Below are 17,765 nucleotides of genomic sequence, written 5' to 3'. Positions count from 1 at the left end.
CTCCCGCAGAATCGACTGTATAGGGTTTCCTTCTCCCTTATAAGGGTAGCTGAAACCCGATTTATTGGCAAATTGTGAATTGTGGACAATTTTTGGCTAAAGAATGTCTTCATTGAAAAATATTCTCAAGTGTGATGCAGGTCACCATCTTTCATTTGTGGATGGTTTATCCTAAGAGGTAAGAAGAGATTATTACCTTTAACAAGGAGGATATATAACAATGCTTAAAACTTATTCAGAACAAACACTCGTCAGAGATCTCGTCAATGACTTCCCGAAAACAGCTGATGTATTTAAAAGTGTCCGAATCGACTTCTGCTGCGGCGGCGCCACTCCGATTGCAGAGGCAGCCGCGACAGGCGGCGTCGACCTGGGCGTTCTCATGGCAAACTTGACCGAGGTTATTGAAAAGAGCAGCAATGGCGAAGACGATATGAAAGTATGGATCGATTCCGATTCCAATACAATTATCGACCATGTCATCAGCGAATACCACAACCCGCTCCGCGAGGAATTTTTAAACCTGAGCCCATATGTTACAAAGGTTTCCCGCGTCCACGGCGGCCATCGCCCTGAGCTTTTGAAAGTGTATGAGCTCTATTATGAGCTAAAAAAAGAAATGCTTGAGCATGTCGCAAAAGAAGAAGAAACTGTCTTCCCATTAATCAAGCAACTTGACGACAACACCGTTGAAGATCGCGATGGGGCGCTCAACTACATTAAGGAATTAGAGGCCGAGCACGACCATGCTGGCGCAATCCTGAAGCAGCTTCGTGACATCACATCCGACTTTATTCCTCCAGCCGATGCGTGCGGAACGTACCGCCTCGTCTATAAGCGCCTGGAAATGCTTGAAGCACAAACATTCATGCACGTGCATCTTGAGAACAACATTCTGTTCCCTAGGTATTTCTAATAGACATTTATGGTGATTTAGTTACGGCCTGCCGGCTCCATGCTGGCAGGCTTTTTGGCATGAAGCTTAGGCAATTTAGCCTGAGCGCTTGACAAAACAAAAGGCTGCCCGGTCAATTCGGAACAGCCTCTTTGTATTCATTATCCGCCAATATAGGACATTTCAATTTTCTTGCGGGTAGCGGCGGTTTCCTCGGTCCGCTCATCGGAATAACGGTCCCGGCGCCCTTCCCAAATCGACGTGACGCGCTCGGCAAGCTCCTCATCTGTCGCACCATTCCGCATGAAGTTGCGGATGTCATGGCCGTTGCCATTAAACAAACACGTAAACAGCTGGCCGTTTGCTGATAAGCGCGAGCGTGTACAGCTTGAGCAGAACGACTCGGAAACAGATGTAATAAACCCGACTTCCATGTCAGTCCCTTTATAACGATACAGCTTGGCCACCTCACCGTAGTAAGCGGGCCCGACAGCCTCCAGCTCGTACTTTTCCTTCAACAGATCGTAAATCTGTTTCTTCGTTACAACATCGTCCATTTTCCAGCCATTCGTGCTGCCGACATCCATATATTCAATGTACCGAAGCTGGAGGCCATTTTCCTTGCAGTACTCCGCCATCGGAAGAATTTCATGATCATTAAGGCCCTTTTTGACAACCATATTGACCTTCACGCCAAGCCCAGCCTTCCTAGCTGCGGCAATGCCGTCAAGGACTGGCTTCGTGCCGACGTTCCGTCCGTTAATCTGTCCGAAAAGCTCGTCATCAAGCGTATCGAGAGACACATTCACCCTCATCAAGCCTGCCGCTTTTAGCTGATCGGCAAATTTCGGCAAAAGCACACCGTTTGTCGTTAGGCCGATGTCGCTCAGCCCTTCGATCTTCGAAAGCATTTCAACAAGAATCGGCAAATCCTTGCGTAGAAGCGGCTCACCGCCAGTCAGGCGAATTTTCTCGACGCCAAGTTCGACAAAAACTTTCGCCACTCTTTCAATTTCTTCATATGTTAATAGGGCACTCCTCGGCAAAAATACAAAGTCTGGCCCAAATTTATCTGCAGGCATGCAGTATTGGCAGCGGAAATTGCAGCGGTCAATAACCGAAATCCTCAAATCCCTCAGCGGCCTGTTTAACTTATCTTTAATAATGGACTTTTCCATAGTATCAACTCCCATATTCAGGATATGGCAACCACCACTTCCAGAGGTAAGGAACCTACAAAAACCGGCTGTTTCCATAACACGCCAATATGCATCATTTCATTACTCACATTACTAGTTAAAAAAGCAATAACCTACATATCCATATTGTTAATTGTTATTTCTATACATTCTAGCACATATTTGAAGGCATTTGGCAAAAGTCACCCAGCCTATCGTCAATTTTCATAGAAAGTTCATATTCTATGAGCTTAACCTTAGTTTTCACTATATTGTCATTGTTAACGAAGTTTTGACACTTGCGCCTGCAGTACAATAATAGTAACAAAAATCACAGACAGACAGTAATTCCCATTAATGATAAAGAGGTGGCTTAAATGGTAGCAGAGAAAACAATGAAACCAACCCACTCCATTGAAATAAAAGAACTTTTGCATTTTGCCGACAGAACATTCAAATCAGAACGCGGTACTTTTTTATTTCAGGAAGGAATGGAAGCTGAAGAACTGTACATCATTCTTTCAGGCAAAGTCCAAATCAGCAAGATTACCTCCGACGGCCGTGAATTGTCACTAAGGATTTGCGGAGAAAATGACATTTGCGGTGAATTGACTCTTTTCACTTCCAATCCAAAGTATCTCTTGAGCGCAAAAGTCCTTGAGGCTGGGGAAGTCGCAGCTATCCGGAAAGAGGTCATCGAAACGGAAATTTTCCAGAACAGCGCGCTTGCCTTTGAATTCATGAAGTGGATGAGCGACCACTTCCGTAAAACACAGACAAAATTCCGTGACCTCGTGCTGAACGGAAAGCGCGGCGCCCTTTTCTCAACTTTGATTCGCATGACCAACAGCTACGGCATCCATAAAAACGACGGCATTCTCATTGACCTGCCGCTTACGAACCAGGACCTCGCCAACTTCTGCGGAACCTCGAGGGAAAGCACGAACCGCATTTTGAGCGAACTGAAGCGTGACGGAATGATTTCAATTAAAAAAGGTAAAATCACCGTCCATAACCTCGAATACCTCAAACAAGAAATCGGCTGTGAAAACTGCCCGGCCGTTTATTGCAGCATTGATTAGTACTAAAAAGCGGAAGCGCATTGGCAGCGATTACTGAAAAGGATGGCTTCTTACATCCTTATTATCTTGCCAACCGCGATTGAGATCAGTCGAAAAAACAGGCCGGAGCTTTTTTGAGTTCCGGCCTTTCTTCTATATGAACAGGCTGCCCGTTGCGCAGGGCCGCCTGTTTTTTTGCCAACTTGCCCTTGAAACACGACCAATTACTTTACTTGCTTCTCCCTCAGCGCTTTCGGGATATACACACAGAACGGTTCACTTTCAAGATAATCGCCTGTCATTGCATAGGCTCTAGAACGGGATCCTCCGCACACATGGCGGAATTCACAAACACCGCATTTTCCCTTGTACTCATCCGGATTACGGAGCGACTTAAAGATTGGCGAGTTACGATAAATTTCAGCGAGCGGAGTTTCCCTGACATTGCCAGCCTTGATTGGCAGCAAGCCGCTTGGGTAAACATCGCCGATATGCGAAATGAACACGAACCCATTGCCGTCGTTTACGCCCATTGGCGCGCGGCCGAGCCCATCAATTGAACCTGTCAGCCCGTGGGCGGTCAATGCGTTCAAATACTCAATTTCACCTTGTTGTTGCTTCGCTTCACGCATTTTTTGCTGGATGACCACCCGGCGATAATGCTGGCCGGCAGTTGTTTTAATATCAAACTTCACACGCTTGCTCAAATCGTACAGCCAGCGGAACACATGCTCATGCTGAACAGGGGAAATCATATCACTTTCCTGGCCCCGGCCTGTAGGGACAAGGAAAAATACGCTCCATAGCACACAATCCAATTCTTCCATTAAACTGGCCATTTCTTCGAGGTAATCGATATTGTAGCGTGAAATAACCGTATTGATCTGGATTGGGATTTCAAGCTCATGCAAGTATTTGATCCGTTCAAGCGTTAAATCAAACGAACCTGCCGTTCCGCGGAAATGGTCGTGGATTTCAGCTGTCGGTCCATCCAGGCTGAATGCCCAGCGCGACAATCCCACTTCCTTCGCTTTTTCAATCGCTTCCTTTGTCACGTTTGGCGTTGCGCTTGGCGTCATTGAAACGCGAACACCCTTTTCAACCGCATACTTCGCAATGTCAAAAACATCCTTGCGCATCAATGGATCCCCGCCTGTGAAAACAAGCATCGGATTCTGCATGTCATATATTTGGTCAATCAACTGTTTTCCTTCTTCAAAAGAAAGCTCACGCGGATCACGCATATACTGTGCTTCAGCCCTGCAGTGCAGGCACTTCAACTGGCAGGCCCTCGTCAGCTCCCAAATCACAATAAACGGATTCTCATTAAAATCCCGCGCATAAGGATTCTTCTTCATCATCATCTCTGGGTCAAAAGCCATAAAAAACGCCTCCTAAACGGCTGGCTCTCACTAGCCTTGTTAACTAGTATTATAGAGCTGCAAAGGAAAGCAAAAAGTGAGGTACATCACATATAAGAGAGTTTCTATGACTTATTTGTGAATGTAAATAATATAAGTAACGTACGTATATGGTTAAGAGTGAAGCAGGGGACGGTTCCAGTGCTTCATTCGTAACACGAAATAATTTTATCGGCCGTGTACAAAACAGTTTAGAGCCCGAAGGACAGGTTGCCTGCTGCGCTTCGAGCTCTAAGTCTTCGTTTAGTGACCGAAGGAACCGTTGAATGCTCCACTTCGTCCACTAAGTCTTCATTTTGCGGGCATATGTATAATCGTGGACTGATAATTTGTCATGAAGTGCTCATCTAGCACTATGAACCCATAAAATAAAGCAGCACTTTGGCAAAGTAGTGGCCAAAGTGCTGCGGTTTGTTAGGATATGGTGAGTACTTCGTGTTGGGCGGCGAGATTGATGAAGTCGCCCATTGTGCTGATTTCGCCCACAGTGATTTTCTCCTGGAGGCCGTAATGGTCAACACAGGTTTTGCAGGCGAGGATGTTGACTCCTTTTTCCTCAAGCTCTTTAAGGTGGACCGATACAAAAGATTCATCCGTCATGAGATAGACGCCCGAGTTCATGCAAAAAACAGCCTTGGGCAAGTCTTCTCTCTGCTTCAGCAAAGTAAAAAAGGTTTCAAGAACATTTTCACCAAGCTGTTCATCTCCCCTGCCAAGCTGTGTAGAACTGGCGAGAATAACTTTATTTTTCAACATACTCTCCTCCAATGACTTTATCTTATCTGACCCCGAGCGCAATTTTCGCATAGCGGGACATCATTTCCTTTGTCCATGGAGGGTTAAACGTTAGGTTGACATCCACATCTTTCACTTCAGGGATATCGGCAAGCGCGCGCTTGACCTGGTCAACGATGGTTCCCGCCATCGGGCAGCCCATAGAGGTTAGGGTCATGGTGACAAGTGCTTTGCCTTCCTCGTCCATTTCCACATCATAAACAAGTCCCAGGTTGACAATGTCAACGCCCAATTCCGGGTCAATGACAAGCTCCAATGCGCCCATCATGCTATCTTTTAGTTCTTTATCCATCATAATCGCTCCTTCTATTATATTTTTTGCAAAAAAGTGTGTTCAAAATTGGTTGTTGATTTTCACTTCGGGCATGCGCTTTCCGCGGAGCGTCAGTGGAGCCTCCTCGGTGCCTTAGCGCCTGTCAGTCTAGCTGCAGCGCCTCTAGGGGCTCGGGGTCTTAAGCCTGCCGCCCCTGACCTAACCAATGCGCTTCCGCTTTTCATGGGGTCTCCACCTTGCCGCTGCATCCCGCCGGAGTCGGTGCCCTCCGCTTCAATCAACGTAGTTGAAACAATTTGAGCTTTAACAACTACCTGGCAAAACATTATCCGTGTTTTGCTTCAGCCACTAGTGCTTCTTTCTCTTTCCGTGCACCAAGGTGACTTGTAAACCAGTCGACTAATGCGTATATCCCTTTCTGGGTAACTTTATGGCCGACATGCTTTTCGGAGACGAAAGCTAAGTCTCCTTCCCTTTCCGGGTCGGCAAGAAGCGTTTCATAGAACGACCACGCATAGTGGTGCGGAACAATCGTATCCGCTTCGCCATGCCAGAACATAAGCGGCCTTCCCGCCAGCTTTTCTGGCTTTAATGTTAAATCGTAAGCCTTGAGGGCCTCTAGCTGCGTATGAATTTCTTCCTCTGAATACGGCAGCTGATAGCCCTGCTTTCGCAGTTCGTCAATTTGCCAGCCGGCCATACCGTGATAGTTTGGCGAACCCATCAGACTGACGGCTGTATTGATCCAATCATATTGGGTCAGGGAGCCGAGTGTGACAATTCCGCCCATCGAAGTACCGGCAAGGCCGATTTGTCCTGATGAAGCGAGCCCTTTTTGCACAAAATAGTTCTTGACCGTATTTACTTCTTCTATTGTTTTTATTACAATATCCCAAAACCTTGCTGATAAATCTTCCTCGCTGAGGCCCTTGCTGCGTTCACCATGGAAGGGCGCATCGGGGAGAACGGCGCGAAACCCGCTTCTTGCCAGCAAATAGGCGATATGCAAGTTATTTTCCTTTGCGCTTGTAAAGCCATGGACGAATAGAACCATCGGCATTTGATCATTCTGTTTTTCTTCCTTCACAACTTCGAGGACGGGAATTCGGCCTATTCGTTCATTGCGGATCACAATCAAAGATTCTAACCTCCTGAACCGTTCAACATTTAGTTTAATCCAATAAACAATCGAGCGGTGTGATATTTTTTACAGCACAGCTGTAATATTGGTAACATGTGTTTATGGAATTGCAAAAAATAGTGTAGTTTTAGTTTACCATTTTTGCGCCATTATTCATAAAAGGAACCCTTGGGGTTGGGGAAATCACAAACGGAAGGAAGAGACCATGACAGAAAAACACTTGATTGCGCTGGATTTGGATGGCACATTACTTACTGACGATAAGGTAATCTCAGAAAAAACAAAGGGTGTGCTAATGAAAGCAAAGGAGCAAGGGCACGTGGTGATGATTTCGACTGGGCGCCCTTACCGCTCAAGCGAGCCTTACTACCACGAATTGAAGCTGGAGACGCCAATTGTCAACTTCAACGGTGCCTTTGTTCATCATCCCATGGATTCGAATTGGGGAGTCTATCATTCCCCCCTTGATATTAAAGTGGCAAAAGATATTGTTGAAGCGTGCCGTTCGTTCACCTTGCATAATATTATCGCGGAAATAATGGATGATGTTTATTTTCATTATCATGATGAAAAGCTGCTCGACATATTCAGCTTCGGCAACCCGAAAATTACGTCAGGCGACCTGGCAGACTACTTGCAAGATTCGCCAACCGCCATGCTCATTCACACGGATGAAGAACATGTGAAAACAATCCGGGGCCATTTAAGCGATGTCCACGCCGAGGTGATTGACCACCGCCGCTGGGCAGATCCTTGGCACGTCATTGAAATTGTAAGAAGCGGAATTCATAAAGCCGTCGGCGTCAAGCGGGTTGCCGATTATTACGGGATTCCAACAGAACGGATCATCGCCTTCGGGGACGAAGACAATGACCTGGAAATGATCGAGTATGCCGGGCGCGGCGTGGCCATGGGCAATGCGATCAGCCAACTGAAATCCCTTGCCAACGACATCACGCTGACAAACGAAGAAGACGGTATCGGCGTCTACCTAGAAGAAGCCCTAAACCTGAAGAAAAAGATTTATTAAGAGCCGTTTTGCAAAATAGAACCCTGGATGGCCTTGCCTTCCAGGGTTCTTTCCATTCACCTGGACTTTTGGCAATAATGGGGCCTGCCGGAAACCACCTGCCATTTTTCTTCATATCCTCCTTTCAATAAGAGCATACTAGCAAATGAAACAGTTCGCCTGTTTCACCACTATTGCTCATAAATGGAGGGATTTCGAATGGGTAGACGTACCAAATCGAAACGATTTGTCCAGCAGGGGGCAGATTCAGTAGCAAGGCACAGCCAGCGCATCCCGTACCGTATGACGTATGCAGAAGCCGAAGCGAAAAAGCTGGAAGATGCCGGGAATTCCTCTTACGGAGGGATCTAACATGGCCAACCAACTTTACCAGCAAGCCAGGAAATACACAGCACTAGCACTCGCCGCACCCCCTGAACAGCGCGGCGAAGCCCTGGCAAAAGCCAAAAACGCACTAAGCTCTGCCTACGCCAACACCACACCAGCAGAACAGCAGCAGCTAAGCGAAATGCAACAGCAGCTCGACCAGCTCAGCTGAATGAAGCAGCGGGACGGTTCCACTGCTTCAAAGCAACGGGACAGCCGGTCTACGGCCTGGCACAGAGCCTGCCCACTGTATGAGCAAGAAAAGGCCGAAATCCGCACCGGGATTCCGGCCTTTTCCTTATTCCTTCCCTCTGAATTGCTCAAGTACAATTGCGAATGGCTCGCCTGTAATCGTTCCTCCCTCTTTTTCATAAATATTTAAAATAAGTGTCCCGGATGAAGGAAGTTTATTAGTTGAGAGGGAAATCTCGATTTTAAACTCTCCCCAATCCGGATAGTTTGTCCCCGGGGTTACTTTCGTTTCGGGAACAAGCTGATTATGGCCGTCTTCCACTGTGTAATAAAAACTTCCGGTCCGCGGCCGGGCTTTCCCGGTCACTGTATAAGTACCGCCCGAGCCTTCGGTATGGATGCCCGTGAAAATCGCGTCCTCCTTTACTTCTCCCCCCAATCCATCTTCCTGCCTACCAGGTACGTTAACGATTGTTTCAGCAGCAAGGGTACCGAGGCCTGCTTCCTTCCCATTCATCTTCACCGCCCGGACTGCGGCCACAATTTTATACGGTCCAGCCGGCACTCTGATTCCGTCTGAAGAATAGTTCCATGTTTCCTTCCATTCCTTCACCCCTCCGGCAGGTACGGTTACCGTTTGAAAGGCCTGCAGGTAGAAACGGCCTTTTGCAAAAGAAAAAACCTCACTTCCGTTTTGATCGAGAACGACTGCATCGTAAAATTGTGAGGTTGGAAACTCAAGACTTATTGCCTCCTGCCCCTTATTTTCAACCTTCAAGCGGATTTCCGCCTGATCCGCCCCCGGTTCCACTTCCACCGAAAAAACAAGACCACTCTGGGGTTGGGCTCCATTTTGTGATAAAGGCATCCATAAAGATAAAATCAGCATTGAAGCAGCAACTAAATTCATTGGATTTTCCTCCTAATCCTTTTACGTTCATTCGGACTTCAAGCAAATTAATCCCGTCTGAACAAACCGATCACGTCTGTGGTCGGAACGATGTTCGTAAATGCTTGTGGATCTGTTTCCTTAATAATTCTTTCGAGGTCAAATAACTCATAGCGAGTAATGACAATCATCAGAACCTCTTGATTTTCATTCGTATACGCCCCCTTGGCAGGGATGGAAGTCATGCCGCGGACAAGCTTTGTCTGAATGACCTTCTTTAATTCATTTGCTTTTTTCGAGACAATAAAAGCCGTTAATTTCTGGGCGTGTGTATGGATCGCATCAATGACCCGTGTTGAAGCATATAGATTAACCAAAGTATACAGCGCTTTTTCCCAGCCGTATAATAACCCCGCTGTCAGTGTAATGATCCCATTCAAGGCAAAAAAATACGTCCCAATTGGCTTATCATTCATACGTGACAGGATCATGGCGACAATGTCCAATCCGCCGGTGGAAGCTCCCCATTTTAGGGTAATGCCGACCCCAATAGCCGAAATCACTCCTCCGAAAACGGCATTCAACAGAATATCTTCGGAAATATGCCGGACAGGAATGGTTTCAAGAAACAAAGACAGGAACGCAACACTGATAAAACTGTAAATTGTAAATGCCCTCCCGACCTTCCTCCATGCCAAAATGGTCACCGGAATATTTAATATAAAAAATAAAAATCCAGTCGACACAGTCAGCGGGGTAACATCGGTCAAGATTTTTGATAAAAGCTGCGCAGCTCCCGCAAAGCCGCCGGCATACACATTCGCTGGAATCAAAAATAAGTTAAAAGCAACAGCATTTAATAATGCCCCCAGCAAAACAATCAGAAACTTCCTCGTATGGAGCCAAACCATCCGCGCGTCCCCCTTTCAAAAACACAAATCACCGTAGGTTTATTCTCCTTTATCCCATGGAGTGCCCTGATACTTCTATATTTCCCCTTTTTACTCAAATATGTCCGTACGTCATTGTATTTTTATGGTGAAACCGATAAACTGAGGACAGAGAGAAGATTGGAAAGCAGGTGAGTTTTATGGCGATTAAATTATTTGCCGACAGCGCATGCGACATGCCGCTTGCATTTTATGAGGAGAATCGGGTTGGCCTTTTTCCTTTAAAGGTCCATTTGGATGACAAGGAATACGAAGATTTGCAGGGAATTTCTCCTGAAAAGATTTATGAGGCAATTAAGGCGGGCAAAATGCCGAAAACGTCGCAGGCATCGCCGCTCGGTTTTGAAAAAACGTTTACAGAATTAGCCAAAAACAACGAAGATGGCATTTACATAGCTTTTTCATCCGAATTATCAGGAACATACCAAACGGCTGTCATGGTCCTTGAACAGGTAAAGGAAGAATATCCCGACTTTCGATTAACGATAGTCGATACGAAATGCGCTTCGCTCGGTTACGGACTCGTCGTCAAGGAAGCCGCGAAGCTTGCCGCAGCCGGTGCATCTAAAGAAGAAATCCTTAAGGATGTCCTTTTCCGCAGCCAGCATATGGAACATTTATTCACTGTTGAGGATTTGGATTATCTCGCGAAAGGCGGCCGTGTTTCAAAAGCATCCGCATTTCTTGGGGGCCTTTTGAATATCAAGCCCCTCCTGAATGTGGAAGATGGGAAACTCGTTCCACTTGAAAAACTCCGCGGCAAGAAGAAACTGTTGCGCCGGGTTATTGAGATCATGAAAGAGCGGGGCAAGGATTTCGATTCTCAGGAAATCGGCATCAGCCATGCGGCCGACTTTGAAACGGCTGAAGAAATGAAGCAGATGATCATCGATGAACTTTCACCGAAGAATGTGTATATCTCCGAAATCGGCGCAGTCATCGGCGCCCATACCGGACCAGGAACAATTGCAATTTTCTTTTTAAACGAGCTGCCTGAATAAGCCATAACCCAAAGCACTTCTTTTGGCAAAAAAATTGTCTTGCATACTCCTTCCCAGACTACAGAAACTAAAACTGTACAATTTGGGAAGGAGTTTTTTATATGCCTCAAACTTCGGATAACGACAAAAAAGCGAAAGACAACAACGCGCTTCGCCATGAAAAAAACATGATGCGCGAGAAGAATAGAAAAGCCGGCAAACATGCTTATTCTAAGAAGACGGATCACCTGTAAAAGACCCACCCAGGGTCTTTTTTTATAAGTCGGATAATCGCTATCCACTTTGCAAAGGAAAACATTCAGGGAGTCTAAGAAAAGAATCGGAGCATTAGTCTCTAAAAAAAGCAGGTAAGCGTATCTACGAGGCGGTAGAAATCGCTAGTCGCACTTTGCGCGCCATTCAAACCGGTTTTAGACGGGACTTTGACGCGAATCCAAGATTTGCGCGTCATTCAAACCGGTTTTAGATGGGACTTTGGCGTGAATCCAAGACTTGCGCGCCATTCAAACCGAGTTTAGACCGGACTTTGACACGAATCCAAGACTTGTGCGCCATTCAAACCGAGTTATACGAGGCTTTGACGCGAATCCAAGACTTGCGAGCCATTCAAACCGAGTTATACGAGGCTTTGACGCGAATCCAAGACTTGCGCGCCATTCAAACCGAGTTATACGAGGCTTTGACGCGAATCCAAGACTTGCGCGGCATTCAAACCGGTTTTAGACGAATCTTTGGCGCGAATCTAAGCCACGTGCGCCAGATTCCTGAAAGTTTTTTCGAGTTATCCACAGTGTAGAATGTATCGGTTCTGGTAAAAGAAAACGGGCCCATTCAAGGCGCCCGCAACAATCTTCTATTCTTCCTTTTTATACGTCCAGGTTCCCTCTTGGTAGACCTTGCCGTCTTTCATCAATTTGCCGAGTGCCCTTTTAAAGGCTCCCTTGCTCATCCCGAACCGTTCCTTTATATCCTCGGCCATGCTCTTGTCACTGTAGGGCATCGCGCCATTCCTTGAAAGCAGATAATCATAAATAGAAGCCGCATCTTCTTCAAGCGCATCCTGCTTCCTTGCAAGCAGGGAAACGTTAACGGTCCCGTCCTCTTTTACATCAATGACCCTGCCTTCAACCCTCTCACCCAGCCTCGGCTCCCCAGCCCGCTGGGATTCATGAATGAAGCCGCGGAACCCTTCAAGTGTATAAATCCAGCTGCCAACCTTCGCTGTCCTGTAAATATGGCCTGTCACATTTTTATTGAAGTCATTCCGGGTAGCATTTTCTGAAATGTCCTGAATGACCGGATCGGTTGCAAGCTTGGCATAAAGGCGGTATTGCCTGTTCACCCTGATTGTTGCGTAAAGCGTATCACCTACGGCCGGCCAGATTTCTTTATGGACCGGCAAATCTTCTTCGCCGAGCAGGATATCTTTCTGTATCCCGACATCCAGGAACACGCCCACTCCCGGCTTTGTATCAACAACCTTCAGCCATCCGTATTCACCAGCTGTAATCAAAGGCATTTTCGATGTTGCCGCAACCCGGCCGTGCGCATCCGGATAAAGGAAAACCTCAACTTGATCCCCTTCCGCAACCTCCTCTGCCGCTTCATTGCTGTGAAGAAGCACATCTTCTTCACCGTCTGTCAAAAAATATCCGTATGCGGCTGTGCGCGCCACTTCAAGCGTCACCTTCTGCCCTACTTGTTCAATCAATGCCACTTTTATTTCCTCCGTCCTGCCATTTGTTGTTTCACTTTCTCTATTTTACTATAATGGAGGGTGAAGAACAAAAAGCGGAAGCGCCTGTTCAGCCCCGACAAGCTTAAGACGAGACGTCCAGAAGGCGGTTTTTGCCTTCTTGACGGATTGGCTTAAGTCCTCGAGGGGCTAGGCGCTGAAGCCGGATTAAAGAAAAACTGTATCGGAGGTTGCCCATGTCTAAAGAGAGTTCATTTGATATTGTATCCAAAGTTGATTTTTCTGAAGTTACAAATGCAGTTACAGCAACGATGAAGGAAATCCGCACACGCTATGACTTTAAAGGATCAAAGAGCGAAGTTACCCTGGATAAGGAGGAGCTCGTCCTCGTTTCGGATGATGAGTACAAGCTTGACCAGTTGAAGGATGTTTTGCTAAGTAAATTAATCCGGCGCGGGGTTCCAATTAAGAACCTTGATTATGGCAAACTGGAAGGTGCCTCCGGCGGGACAGTCCGCCAGCGCGCAAAGTTGGTTCAGGGTATTGATAAAGAAAATGCCAAGAAAATTAATACTTTGATTAAAAACAGCGGCCTGAAGGTAAAAAGCCAGGTCCAGGATGACCAAATCCGTGTTACTGCAAAAAGCCGTGATGATCTGCAGCGGATTATCGCCGCTGTGAAGGAAGCCGATTTGACTGTCGATGTTCAATTCATGAACTACCGCTAATTATCCTCGGATGTGGTACCGATTCGGACTCTTAACCATTTTTTCGAGCTCTGAGAGTCCGAATCACCCCAGTATTCGGACTCTCAACCACTTTTTCAAGACCGGGGAGGGGAATCCGAATCATCAAACTCTGAAAAATGCTCTACTCTATTATCGGCCTCACTAACCATGAACGACCCAAGACTGGAAGCCAAAACTTCCGGTTTTTTTTCTCTAAAAACACCCTTCCATTTTTTCACATGTTAGTTTCCAGCCGAAACAAGGAATTATGTTGATGAGACTGAATAATAGAGGAGGCAGATTCCATGAATGAAAAAGACCTACCAAAAGGCGGTTTCCCGCCGCAGCAACAGGATGAACAGCCCGGCCTGACTGGCGAAATGAAACCTGAGCCAATCCATGTTGACCCTAAGTACAAAGGGAGCGGCAAGCTTGAAAATAAAGTTGCGCTCATTACCGGTGGAGACAGCGGCATTGGGAAAGCAGCAGCGATTTATTTTGCCAAAGAAGGGGCAGATGTGGCCATCGTTTATTTGAACGAGGATACAGACGCCGACGACACAAGGCGGCAAATTGAGGATGAGGGCAGAAAATGTCTCCTGCTTCCTGGCGATGTCGGGGATGAATCTTTTTGCAAAACAGCCGTTGAAAAAACAATTGAGAAACTCGGAAAATTGGATGTGCTTGTAAACAATGCCGCAGAACAGCATCCACAGGACAGCCTGTTGGACATTAGTACAGAACAATTAGAAAAAACCTTCCGTACGAATATTTTCTCGATGTTTCATTTGACAAAGGCAGCCCTACCGCATATGAAAAAAGGCGCCTCGATTATCAACACGGCATCCATCACAGCCTATGCCGGCCATCAAACACTCATCGATTATTCGGCGACGAAGGGAGCGATTGTTTCATTCACGCGCTCGTTATCCATGTCCCTGGCAAAGGACGGCATCCGTGTGAATGGCGTCGCTCCTGGTCCGATCTGGACGCCGCTCATTCCGTCAACATTCGACGAGAAGCAGGTTGAAAAGTTTGGGGCAGATACGCCGATGGGCCGGGCCGGTCAGCCATTTGAACTGGCGCCAGCCTACGTTTTTCTCGCTTCCGATGACTCAGCCTATATCAGCGGGCAGATGATTCATATTAATGGCGGCAAAGTTGTAAACGGATAAAAGCCTAAAAAAAGCCGGATCCGCGATTGTTATGCGGAATCCGGTTTTTTAAAAAAAGAAATTATTCAGCCATTCTTCTCTTCTTCCCGCGCCGTGCAAGGAAAATAAAGAAACTAATAAAGAAAATCCAAATGGCAACGACTGTTACAATAAAGAGATAGTTCAGTCCCAGTTTTGGGGCCAGCACATAAATCTCACTTTCATCCCTGTCAAGGACGAGAGTGAATCCTTCTTTCTCTCCGATTGATTTATCCCCACCCAGCATGCCCCGCAGTTCTTTTCCTTCCGAGTCAAGCTGTTCAGGTGTGAGCTGGACAGTCTGTGTCTTCGTTGTATTGTTTATGGCAACGATGGCCGTTTCCTTCTCATATTCGCGCTTGAAAACAGTCATGCCGTCTTTATCGTAAAGCAGTTCCATCGTTCCTCTTGTCAGCGATGGGAGCGTATGGCGTAGCTCACTCAGTTTTGCCAAATGATCAATCAATTCCTTCTCGGTCCTGAAATCCATCAACTTCATGTTGTCGGGCCGGCTGCCTCCATCTACGGCAATCTCGGTTCCATAAAAAACAATCGGAATCCCAGGAGCCGTATACAGGTAATTGAGTGCCTGTTTCCACTGGCTGACCGGATACTGTTTCGCCTCAAGCATATCCCGGGTGAAACGGTCCATGCCTGGGCCATCATAAAAGCTTGCCGTCTCATATGTTTTTTTTGCGGCCGACTCAATTTCTTTCCATTTTGCAAAAATGGCCCCCGTCCCCTGATTCGTCTGCGCGAATGAAGAACGCATTTCCCCGTTCAGTTCGTAATCGTACATTCCACTGAAACCGGCGTCCTTGTACTCGTCCTTTAGTTCAGCGCTAGTTGGCCCCAAATCGGCAATTAGATAAAACTCTTCCTTTTGAGCTTTTACAGCTTCGGTAAATTCACGCCAGAAATCGGCCGGCACATGCTCAGCCGAGCTTAGCCGGTATCCGTCAATATTCGTTTCCTTCATCCAATACTTTGCGGCATCAATTAAGTATGCGCGCACTTCGGGATTTTCATGATTTAAATCGGGAAGGCCTTCAACCCAGCCATTGAGCTGTTCATCCCTGCTTGAAGAATCGCTGATTTCTGTTTTTTCATGGAACCATTCAGCCCCTTTTTCTAAAAACAGCTTGCTGTCTGGTCCAGTGCTGTTAGCAGGAAAATCAATCAGGACCTTCAGGCCGGATTTATGTGCCTTGTCCACTAGTTTTTTTAACTGCTTGATTGTTCCGAAATGCTCCTCGGTTTTGTAAAAGTCATTGACCCAGTAACCATGGTAGCCCCCGTCAACATTATCAAAGATCGGCGATAGCATAATCGCGGTGAAGCCCATACCCTTTATATGGTCAATCCGGTCAAGGATTCCCTGAAAGTCCCCGCCGTTAAATGCTTCAGGGTCCTTCGCATTTACATTTGCATCATTCTTTAAATCGCCGTTATTAAAACGATCAACCATCAGGAAATAAATGATTTCGTCCTGCCATTTCCCCTCATCCTTCTCGAGTGCCTGCACCTGCAAGCTTCCGATCAGGAGCAGCGGGATTAGAAAATATACTGTCAGCTTGGCTTTCATGCCTCTATCCCCCTAGTAAGTAGCAGGCGTTTCACCCGCCACGTTTTTGCAAAAAAAGCTTTATTTTCACATAGTATTGTATCATATGCAGCGAATCGCTACGACCATGTCGATTGGTTTGATTTTTGAATCGAAGGAACTGATTGTGTGCTATTCGAACCGCTTCATTGTCCGCTAGGCTTATATCCAAACTAACAACTAATTTTTTTGCAAAAATAAACTTCAAGTAATAAACCGGCCCGTATCAGATTTTTTTACTGGAGAATAGTATGTTACAAGGTGTTTTTCTTTTTTCGTTTCGACTTAACTATGTAAGCTTCTTGCAACCTCCTATTTAATGGAGATAGCAGCAGTTATAATTTTCCGTGTTTATGTCTACAAAGGAAATAGCACCGTTCACGGAGGTAAAAAGTGATGAATCGACAGCAACGTGAAAAAATTTATCAAACTCAGGACAGGGCCTATACAGAAGGCTCAGTCGAAAACATGAATGATCAGTGGGTCTTTTTTGAAGAGGAAACGGAAGAAGCATCACTTATGGAGGACTACCTCCTTCAGGAAGTAGAAATTTTTCGGATCAATCGATGGAGAAGGGGAATTTTAACCGATTCCGGTAAAGTGTCTATCGGTGATGATACTGTCCTATTACGGGATTCAGACAGGGTTAGAGTAAGAAAGCATCTGATCTACTCACTTGAAAGGCTACTGGAAAGGCTCCATGGAGATGCCTTCATTCAATTCCTAACAACTTTGAATTCCCTTAAATTTTCCATTTATGATTGTCTTTACTGTTACAACCATTTGAACTTCTTGAATGGGAATAGCCCTAAAAGCGGGGTCAACTTCATGATTTTTGATAATCAAGAGGAAATTTGCAGCGTCCAGCATCATTTTTGCTATTTTGAAAAAGAAAGTGACCGATTTGAATTTACGCTAAATACCGGAAAAAGACTAGTTATTGAAAAACTTGCCTCATCGTAAGAGAAAAAGCCGCCGAATGGCAGCTTTTTCACTTTTTACAATGGTAATTTGAAGCCCAGGACCAGGGCGAGCACAAAAGCAATTCCCAGTTGAATCCAGAGAACATTTGTGGGTTCCCTTTTTCCTGTCTTCATCAAAAGGAATTCCATCATGGCAATGACCCATAGTCCGACTGCCGTTTTTAAAATATAAAGAAGTCCAATGTTAATTCCTGAGAATAAAAGCATAAAACCTGTTGCAAGTATAAGCAGGTATAAAACCCTTAAGATCATATGGGTGATTTTTGCCCCTTTTTCATTTCCGCCTTTATACAGGGCTCTGGCAACGAAAAAAAGGATTCCGGCTAATACCCAGGTAGTAATATGGGCGTGTGTCATCCCTTTGCCTCC

The 17,765-nt window shown here is 46.1% G+C and carries 20 protein-coding genes; 10 read left to right on the top strand and 10 right to left on the bottom strand.

Features of this window, described 5'->3' with window-relative positions; genetic code table 11:
* The first annotated feature begins 220 nt into the window (after positions 1 to 220).
* Positions 221 to 916 (top strand): iron-sulfur cluster repair di-iron protein, encoded by a 696-nt coding sequence (gene ric / locus D1B31_RS00530; RefSeq protein WP_118918804.1) that lies wholly within the window; start codon positions 221 to 223, stop codon positions 914 to 916.
* A 140-nt stretch (positions 917 to 1,056) separates the two neighbouring features.
* Here ric and moaA read toward each other — a convergent pair whose 3' ends face one another.
* A complete protein-coding gene (gene moaA / locus D1B31_RS00525; RefSeq protein ID WP_118918803.1) occupies positions 1,057 to 2,073 on the bottom strand; it encodes a GTP 3',8-cyclase MoaA in 1,017 nt (338 codons plus the stop codon).
* Positions 2,074 to 2,450: 377 nt separating this feature from the next.
* On the opposite strand from moaA, the gene D1B31_RS00520 reads away from it, so the two are divergent.
* Positions 2,451 to 3,155 (top strand): Crp/Fnr family transcriptional regulator, encoded by a 705-nt coding sequence (locus D1B31_RS00520; RefSeq protein ID WP_118918802.1) that lies wholly within the window; start codon positions 2,451 to 2,453, stop codon positions 3,153 to 3,155.
* Positions 3,156 to 3,358: 203 nt separating this feature from the next.
* Here D1B31_RS00520 and D1B31_RS00515 read toward each other — a convergent pair whose 3' ends face one another.
* The 4 genes from D1B31_RS00515 to D1B31_RS00495 all read right to left on the bottom strand — a co-directional run bounded on the left by D1B31_RS00515 (position 3,359) and on the right by D1B31_RS00495 (position 6,756).
* Entirely contained in the window at positions 3,359 to 4,516 is a 1,158-nt protein-coding gene (locus D1B31_RS00515) for a TIGR04053 family radical SAM/SPASM domain-containing protein (protein ID WP_240035096.1), read from the bottom strand.
* 453 nt (positions 4,517 to 4,969) lie between these two features.
* On the bottom strand, positions 4,970 to 5,362 hold the full coding sequence (yedF, locus tag D1B31_RS00510) for a sulfurtransferase-like selenium metabolism protein YedF (RefSeq protein ID WP_118918801.1): 393 nt from the start codon (positions 5,360 to 5,362) through the stop codon (positions 4,970 to 4,972).
* A complete protein-coding gene (locus D1B31_RS00505; RefSeq protein ID WP_118918800.1) occupies positions 5,334 to 5,642 on the bottom strand; it encodes a metal-sulfur cluster assembly factor in 309 nt (102 codons plus the stop codon). Before D1B31_RS00505 ends, yedF begins: the two co-directional genes overlap by 29 nt.
* Before the next feature lie 307 nt (positions 5,643 to 5,949).
* Positions 5,950 to 6,756 carry an alpha/beta fold hydrolase gene (locus D1B31_RS00495; RefSeq protein ID WP_338036444.1) on the bottom strand — a complete coding sequence of 269 codons (807 nt, stop codon included), beginning with the start codon at positions 6,754 to 6,756 and terminating at the stop codon, positions 5,950 to 5,952.
* 214 nt (positions 6,757 to 6,970) lie between these two features.
* Between D1B31_RS00495 and D1B31_RS00490 the strand changes: the two genes are divergently transcribed.
* The 3 genes from D1B31_RS00490 (at position 6,971) to D1B31_RS00485 (ending at position 8,333) form a co-directional block, all read left to right on the top strand.
* Positions 6,971 to 7,795, top strand: a complete 825-nt coding sequence (locus tag D1B31_RS00490; protein ID WP_118918797.1) for a Cof-type HAD-IIB family hydrolase — start codon at positions 6,971 to 6,973, stop codon at positions 7,793 to 7,795.
* A gap of 198 nt (positions 7,796 to 7,993) precedes the next feature.
* Positions 7,994 to 8,146, top strand: coding sequence for a hypothetical protein (locus D1B31_RS24555; RefSeq protein WP_192894714.1), 153 nt, complete (start codon positions 7,994 to 7,996; stop codon positions 8,144 to 8,146).
* 1 nt (position 8,147) lies between these two features.
* A complete protein-coding gene (locus tag D1B31_RS00485) occupies positions 8,148 to 8,333 on the top strand; it encodes a DUF3813 domain-containing protein (RefSeq protein ID WP_118918796.1) in 186 nt (61 codons plus the stop codon).
* A gap of 126 nt (positions 8,334 to 8,459) precedes the next feature.
* On the opposite strand, the gene D1B31_RS00480 is transcribed toward D1B31_RS00485, so the two are convergent.
* Both D1B31_RS00480 and D1B31_RS00475 read right to left on the bottom strand, forming a co-directional pair.
* Positions 8,460 to 9,263, bottom strand: coding sequence for a BsuPI-related putative proteinase inhibitor (locus D1B31_RS00480; RefSeq protein ID WP_118918795.1), 804 nt, complete (start codon positions 9,261 to 9,263; stop codon positions 8,460 to 8,462).
* Between the two features lie 47 nt (positions 9,264 to 9,310).
* Complete coding sequence (locus D1B31_RS00475; RefSeq protein ID WP_118918794.1) at positions 9,311 to 10,153, bottom strand: YitT family protein; 843 nt, start codon at positions 10,151 to 10,153, stop codon at positions 9,311 to 9,313.
* A gap of 179 nt (positions 10,154 to 10,332) precedes the next feature.
* Here D1B31_RS00475 and D1B31_RS00470 point away from each other — a divergent pair, with 179 nt between their 5' ends.
* Entirely contained in the window at positions 10,333 to 11,193 is an 861-nt protein-coding gene (locus D1B31_RS00470; RefSeq protein ID WP_118918793.1) for a DegV family protein, read from the top strand.
* 101 nt (positions 11,194 to 11,294) lie between these two features.
* Positions 11,295 to 11,426, top strand: coding sequence for a DUF3941 domain-containing protein (locus D1B31_RS00465; protein WP_118918792.1), 132 nt, complete (start codon positions 11,295 to 11,297; stop codon positions 11,424 to 11,426).
* Between the two features lie 620 nt (positions 11,427 to 12,046).
* Here D1B31_RS00465 and D1B31_RS00460 read toward each other — a convergent pair.
* Positions 12,047 to 12,910: a CvfB family protein gene (locus D1B31_RS00460; protein WP_118918791.1), complete on the bottom strand. Its 864-nt coding sequence runs from the start codon at positions 12,908 to 12,910 to the stop codon at positions 12,047 to 12,049.
* A 215-nt stretch (positions 12,911 to 13,125) separates the two neighbouring features.
* On the opposite strand from D1B31_RS00460, the gene D1B31_RS00455 reads away from it, so the two are divergent.
* Positions 13,126 to 13,617 (top strand): YajQ family cyclic di-GMP-binding protein, encoded by a 492-nt coding sequence (locus D1B31_RS00455; protein ID WP_118918790.1) that lies wholly within the window; start codon positions 13,126 to 13,128, stop codon positions 13,615 to 13,617.
* 305 nt (positions 13,618 to 13,922) lie between these two features.
* Positions 13,923 to 14,792 (top strand): SDR family oxidoreductase, encoded by an 870-nt coding sequence (locus tag D1B31_RS00450; protein WP_118918789.1) that lies wholly within the window; start codon positions 13,923 to 13,925, stop codon positions 14,790 to 14,792.
* Between the two features lie 61 nt (positions 14,793 to 14,853).
* Here the strand turns inward: D1B31_RS00450 and D1B31_RS00445 are convergent, their stop codons facing one another.
* Complete coding sequence (locus D1B31_RS00445) at positions 14,854 to 16,395, bottom strand: alpha-amylase family glycosyl hydrolase (RefSeq protein ID WP_118918788.1); 1,542 nt, start codon at positions 16,393 to 16,395, stop codon at positions 14,854 to 14,856.
* Positions 16,396 to 16,809: 414 nt separating this feature from the next.
* On the opposite strand from D1B31_RS00445, the gene D1B31_RS00440 reads away from it, so the two are divergent.
* Positions 16,810 to 17,376 carry a DUF2777 domain-containing protein gene (locus D1B31_RS00440; RefSeq protein WP_118918787.1) on the top strand — a complete coding sequence of 189 codons (567 nt, stop codon included), beginning with the start codon at positions 16,810 to 16,812 and terminating at the stop codon, positions 17,374 to 17,376.
* A 35-nt stretch (positions 17,377 to 17,411) separates the two neighbouring features.
* On the opposite strand, the gene D1B31_RS00435 is transcribed toward D1B31_RS00440, so the two are convergent.
* Entirely contained in the window at positions 17,412 to 17,753 is a 342-nt protein-coding gene (locus tag D1B31_RS00435) for a YisL family protein (protein WP_118918786.1), read from the bottom strand.
* Positions 17,754 to 17,765: the final 12 nt, after the last annotated feature.

Source organism: Neobacillus notoginsengisoli, from assembly GCF_003515685.1.
GTDB lineage: Bacteria > Bacillota > Bacilli > Bacillales > Cytobacillaceae > Bacillus_D > Bacillus_D notoginsengisoli.
This window is presented reverse-complemented; position numbering and strand designations above follow the sequence as displayed.

Bases quoted from the DNA above. Each gene is read 5' to 3' on its own strand.
- ric (WP_118918804.1), top strand. From the start codon at position 221: ATGCTTAAAACTTATTCAGAACAAACACTCGTCAGAGATCTCGTCAAT.
- moaA (WP_118918803.1), bottom strand. From the start codon at position 2,073: ATGGAAAAGTCCATTATTAAAGATAAGTTAAACAGGCCGCTGAGGGAT.
- D1B31_RS00520 (WP_118918802.1), top strand. From the start codon at position 2,451: ATGGTAGCAGAGAAAACAATGAAACCAACCCACTCCATTGAAATAAAA.
- D1B31_RS00515 (WP_240035096.1), bottom strand. From the start codon at position 4,516: ATGGCTTTTGACCCAGAGATGATGATGAAGAAGAATCCTTATGCGCGG.
- yedF (WP_118918801.1), bottom strand. From the start codon at position 5,362: ATGCGAAAATTGCGCTCGGGGTCAGATAAGATAAAGTCATTGGAGGAG.
- D1B31_RS00505 (WP_118918800.1), bottom strand. From the start codon at position 5,642: ATGGATAAAGAACTAAAAGATAGCATGATGGGCGCATTGGAGCTTGTC.
- D1B31_RS00490 (WP_118918797.1), top strand. From the start codon at position 6,971: ATGACAGAAAAACACTTGATTGCGCTGGATTTGGATGGCACATTACTT.
- D1B31_RS24555 (WP_192894714.1), top strand. From the start codon at position 7,994: ATGGGTAGACGTACCAAATCGAAACGATTTGTCCAGCAGGGGGCAGAT.
- D1B31_RS00485 (WP_118918796.1), top strand. From the start codon at position 8,148: ATGGCCAACCAACTTTACCAGCAAGCCAGGAAATACACAGCACTAGCA.
- D1B31_RS00480 (WP_118918795.1), bottom strand. From the start codon at position 9,263: ATGAATTTAGTTGCTGCTTCAATGCTGATTTTATCTTTATGGATGCCT.
- D1B31_RS00475 (WP_118918794.1), bottom strand. From the start codon at position 10,153: ATGGTTTGGCTCCATACGAGGAAGTTTCTGATTGTTTTGCTGGGGGCA.
- D1B31_RS00470 (WP_118918793.1), top strand. From the start codon at position 10,333: ATGGCGATTAAATTATTTGCCGACAGCGCATGCGACATGCCGCTTGCA.
- D1B31_RS00465 (WP_118918792.1), top strand. From the start codon at position 11,295: ATGCCTCAAACTTCGGATAACGACAAAAAAGCGAAAGACAACAACGCG.
- D1B31_RS00455 (WP_118918790.1), top strand. From the start codon at position 13,126: ATGTCTAAAGAGAGTTCATTTGATATTGTATCCAAAGTTGATTTTTCT.
- D1B31_RS00450 (WP_118918789.1), top strand. From the start codon at position 13,923: ATGAATGAAAAAGACCTACCAAAAGGCGGTTTCCCGCCGCAGCAACAG.
- D1B31_RS00445 (WP_118918788.1), bottom strand. From the start codon at position 16,395: ATGAAAGCCAAGCTGACAGTATATTTTCTAATCCCGCTGCTCCTGATC.
- D1B31_RS00440 (WP_118918787.1), top strand. From the start codon at position 16,810: ATGAATCGACAGCAACGTGAAAAAATTTATCAAACTCAGGACAGGGCC.
- D1B31_RS00435 (WP_118918786.1), bottom strand. From the start codon at position 17,753: ATGACACACGCCCATATTACTACCTGGGTATTAGCCGGAATCCTTTTT.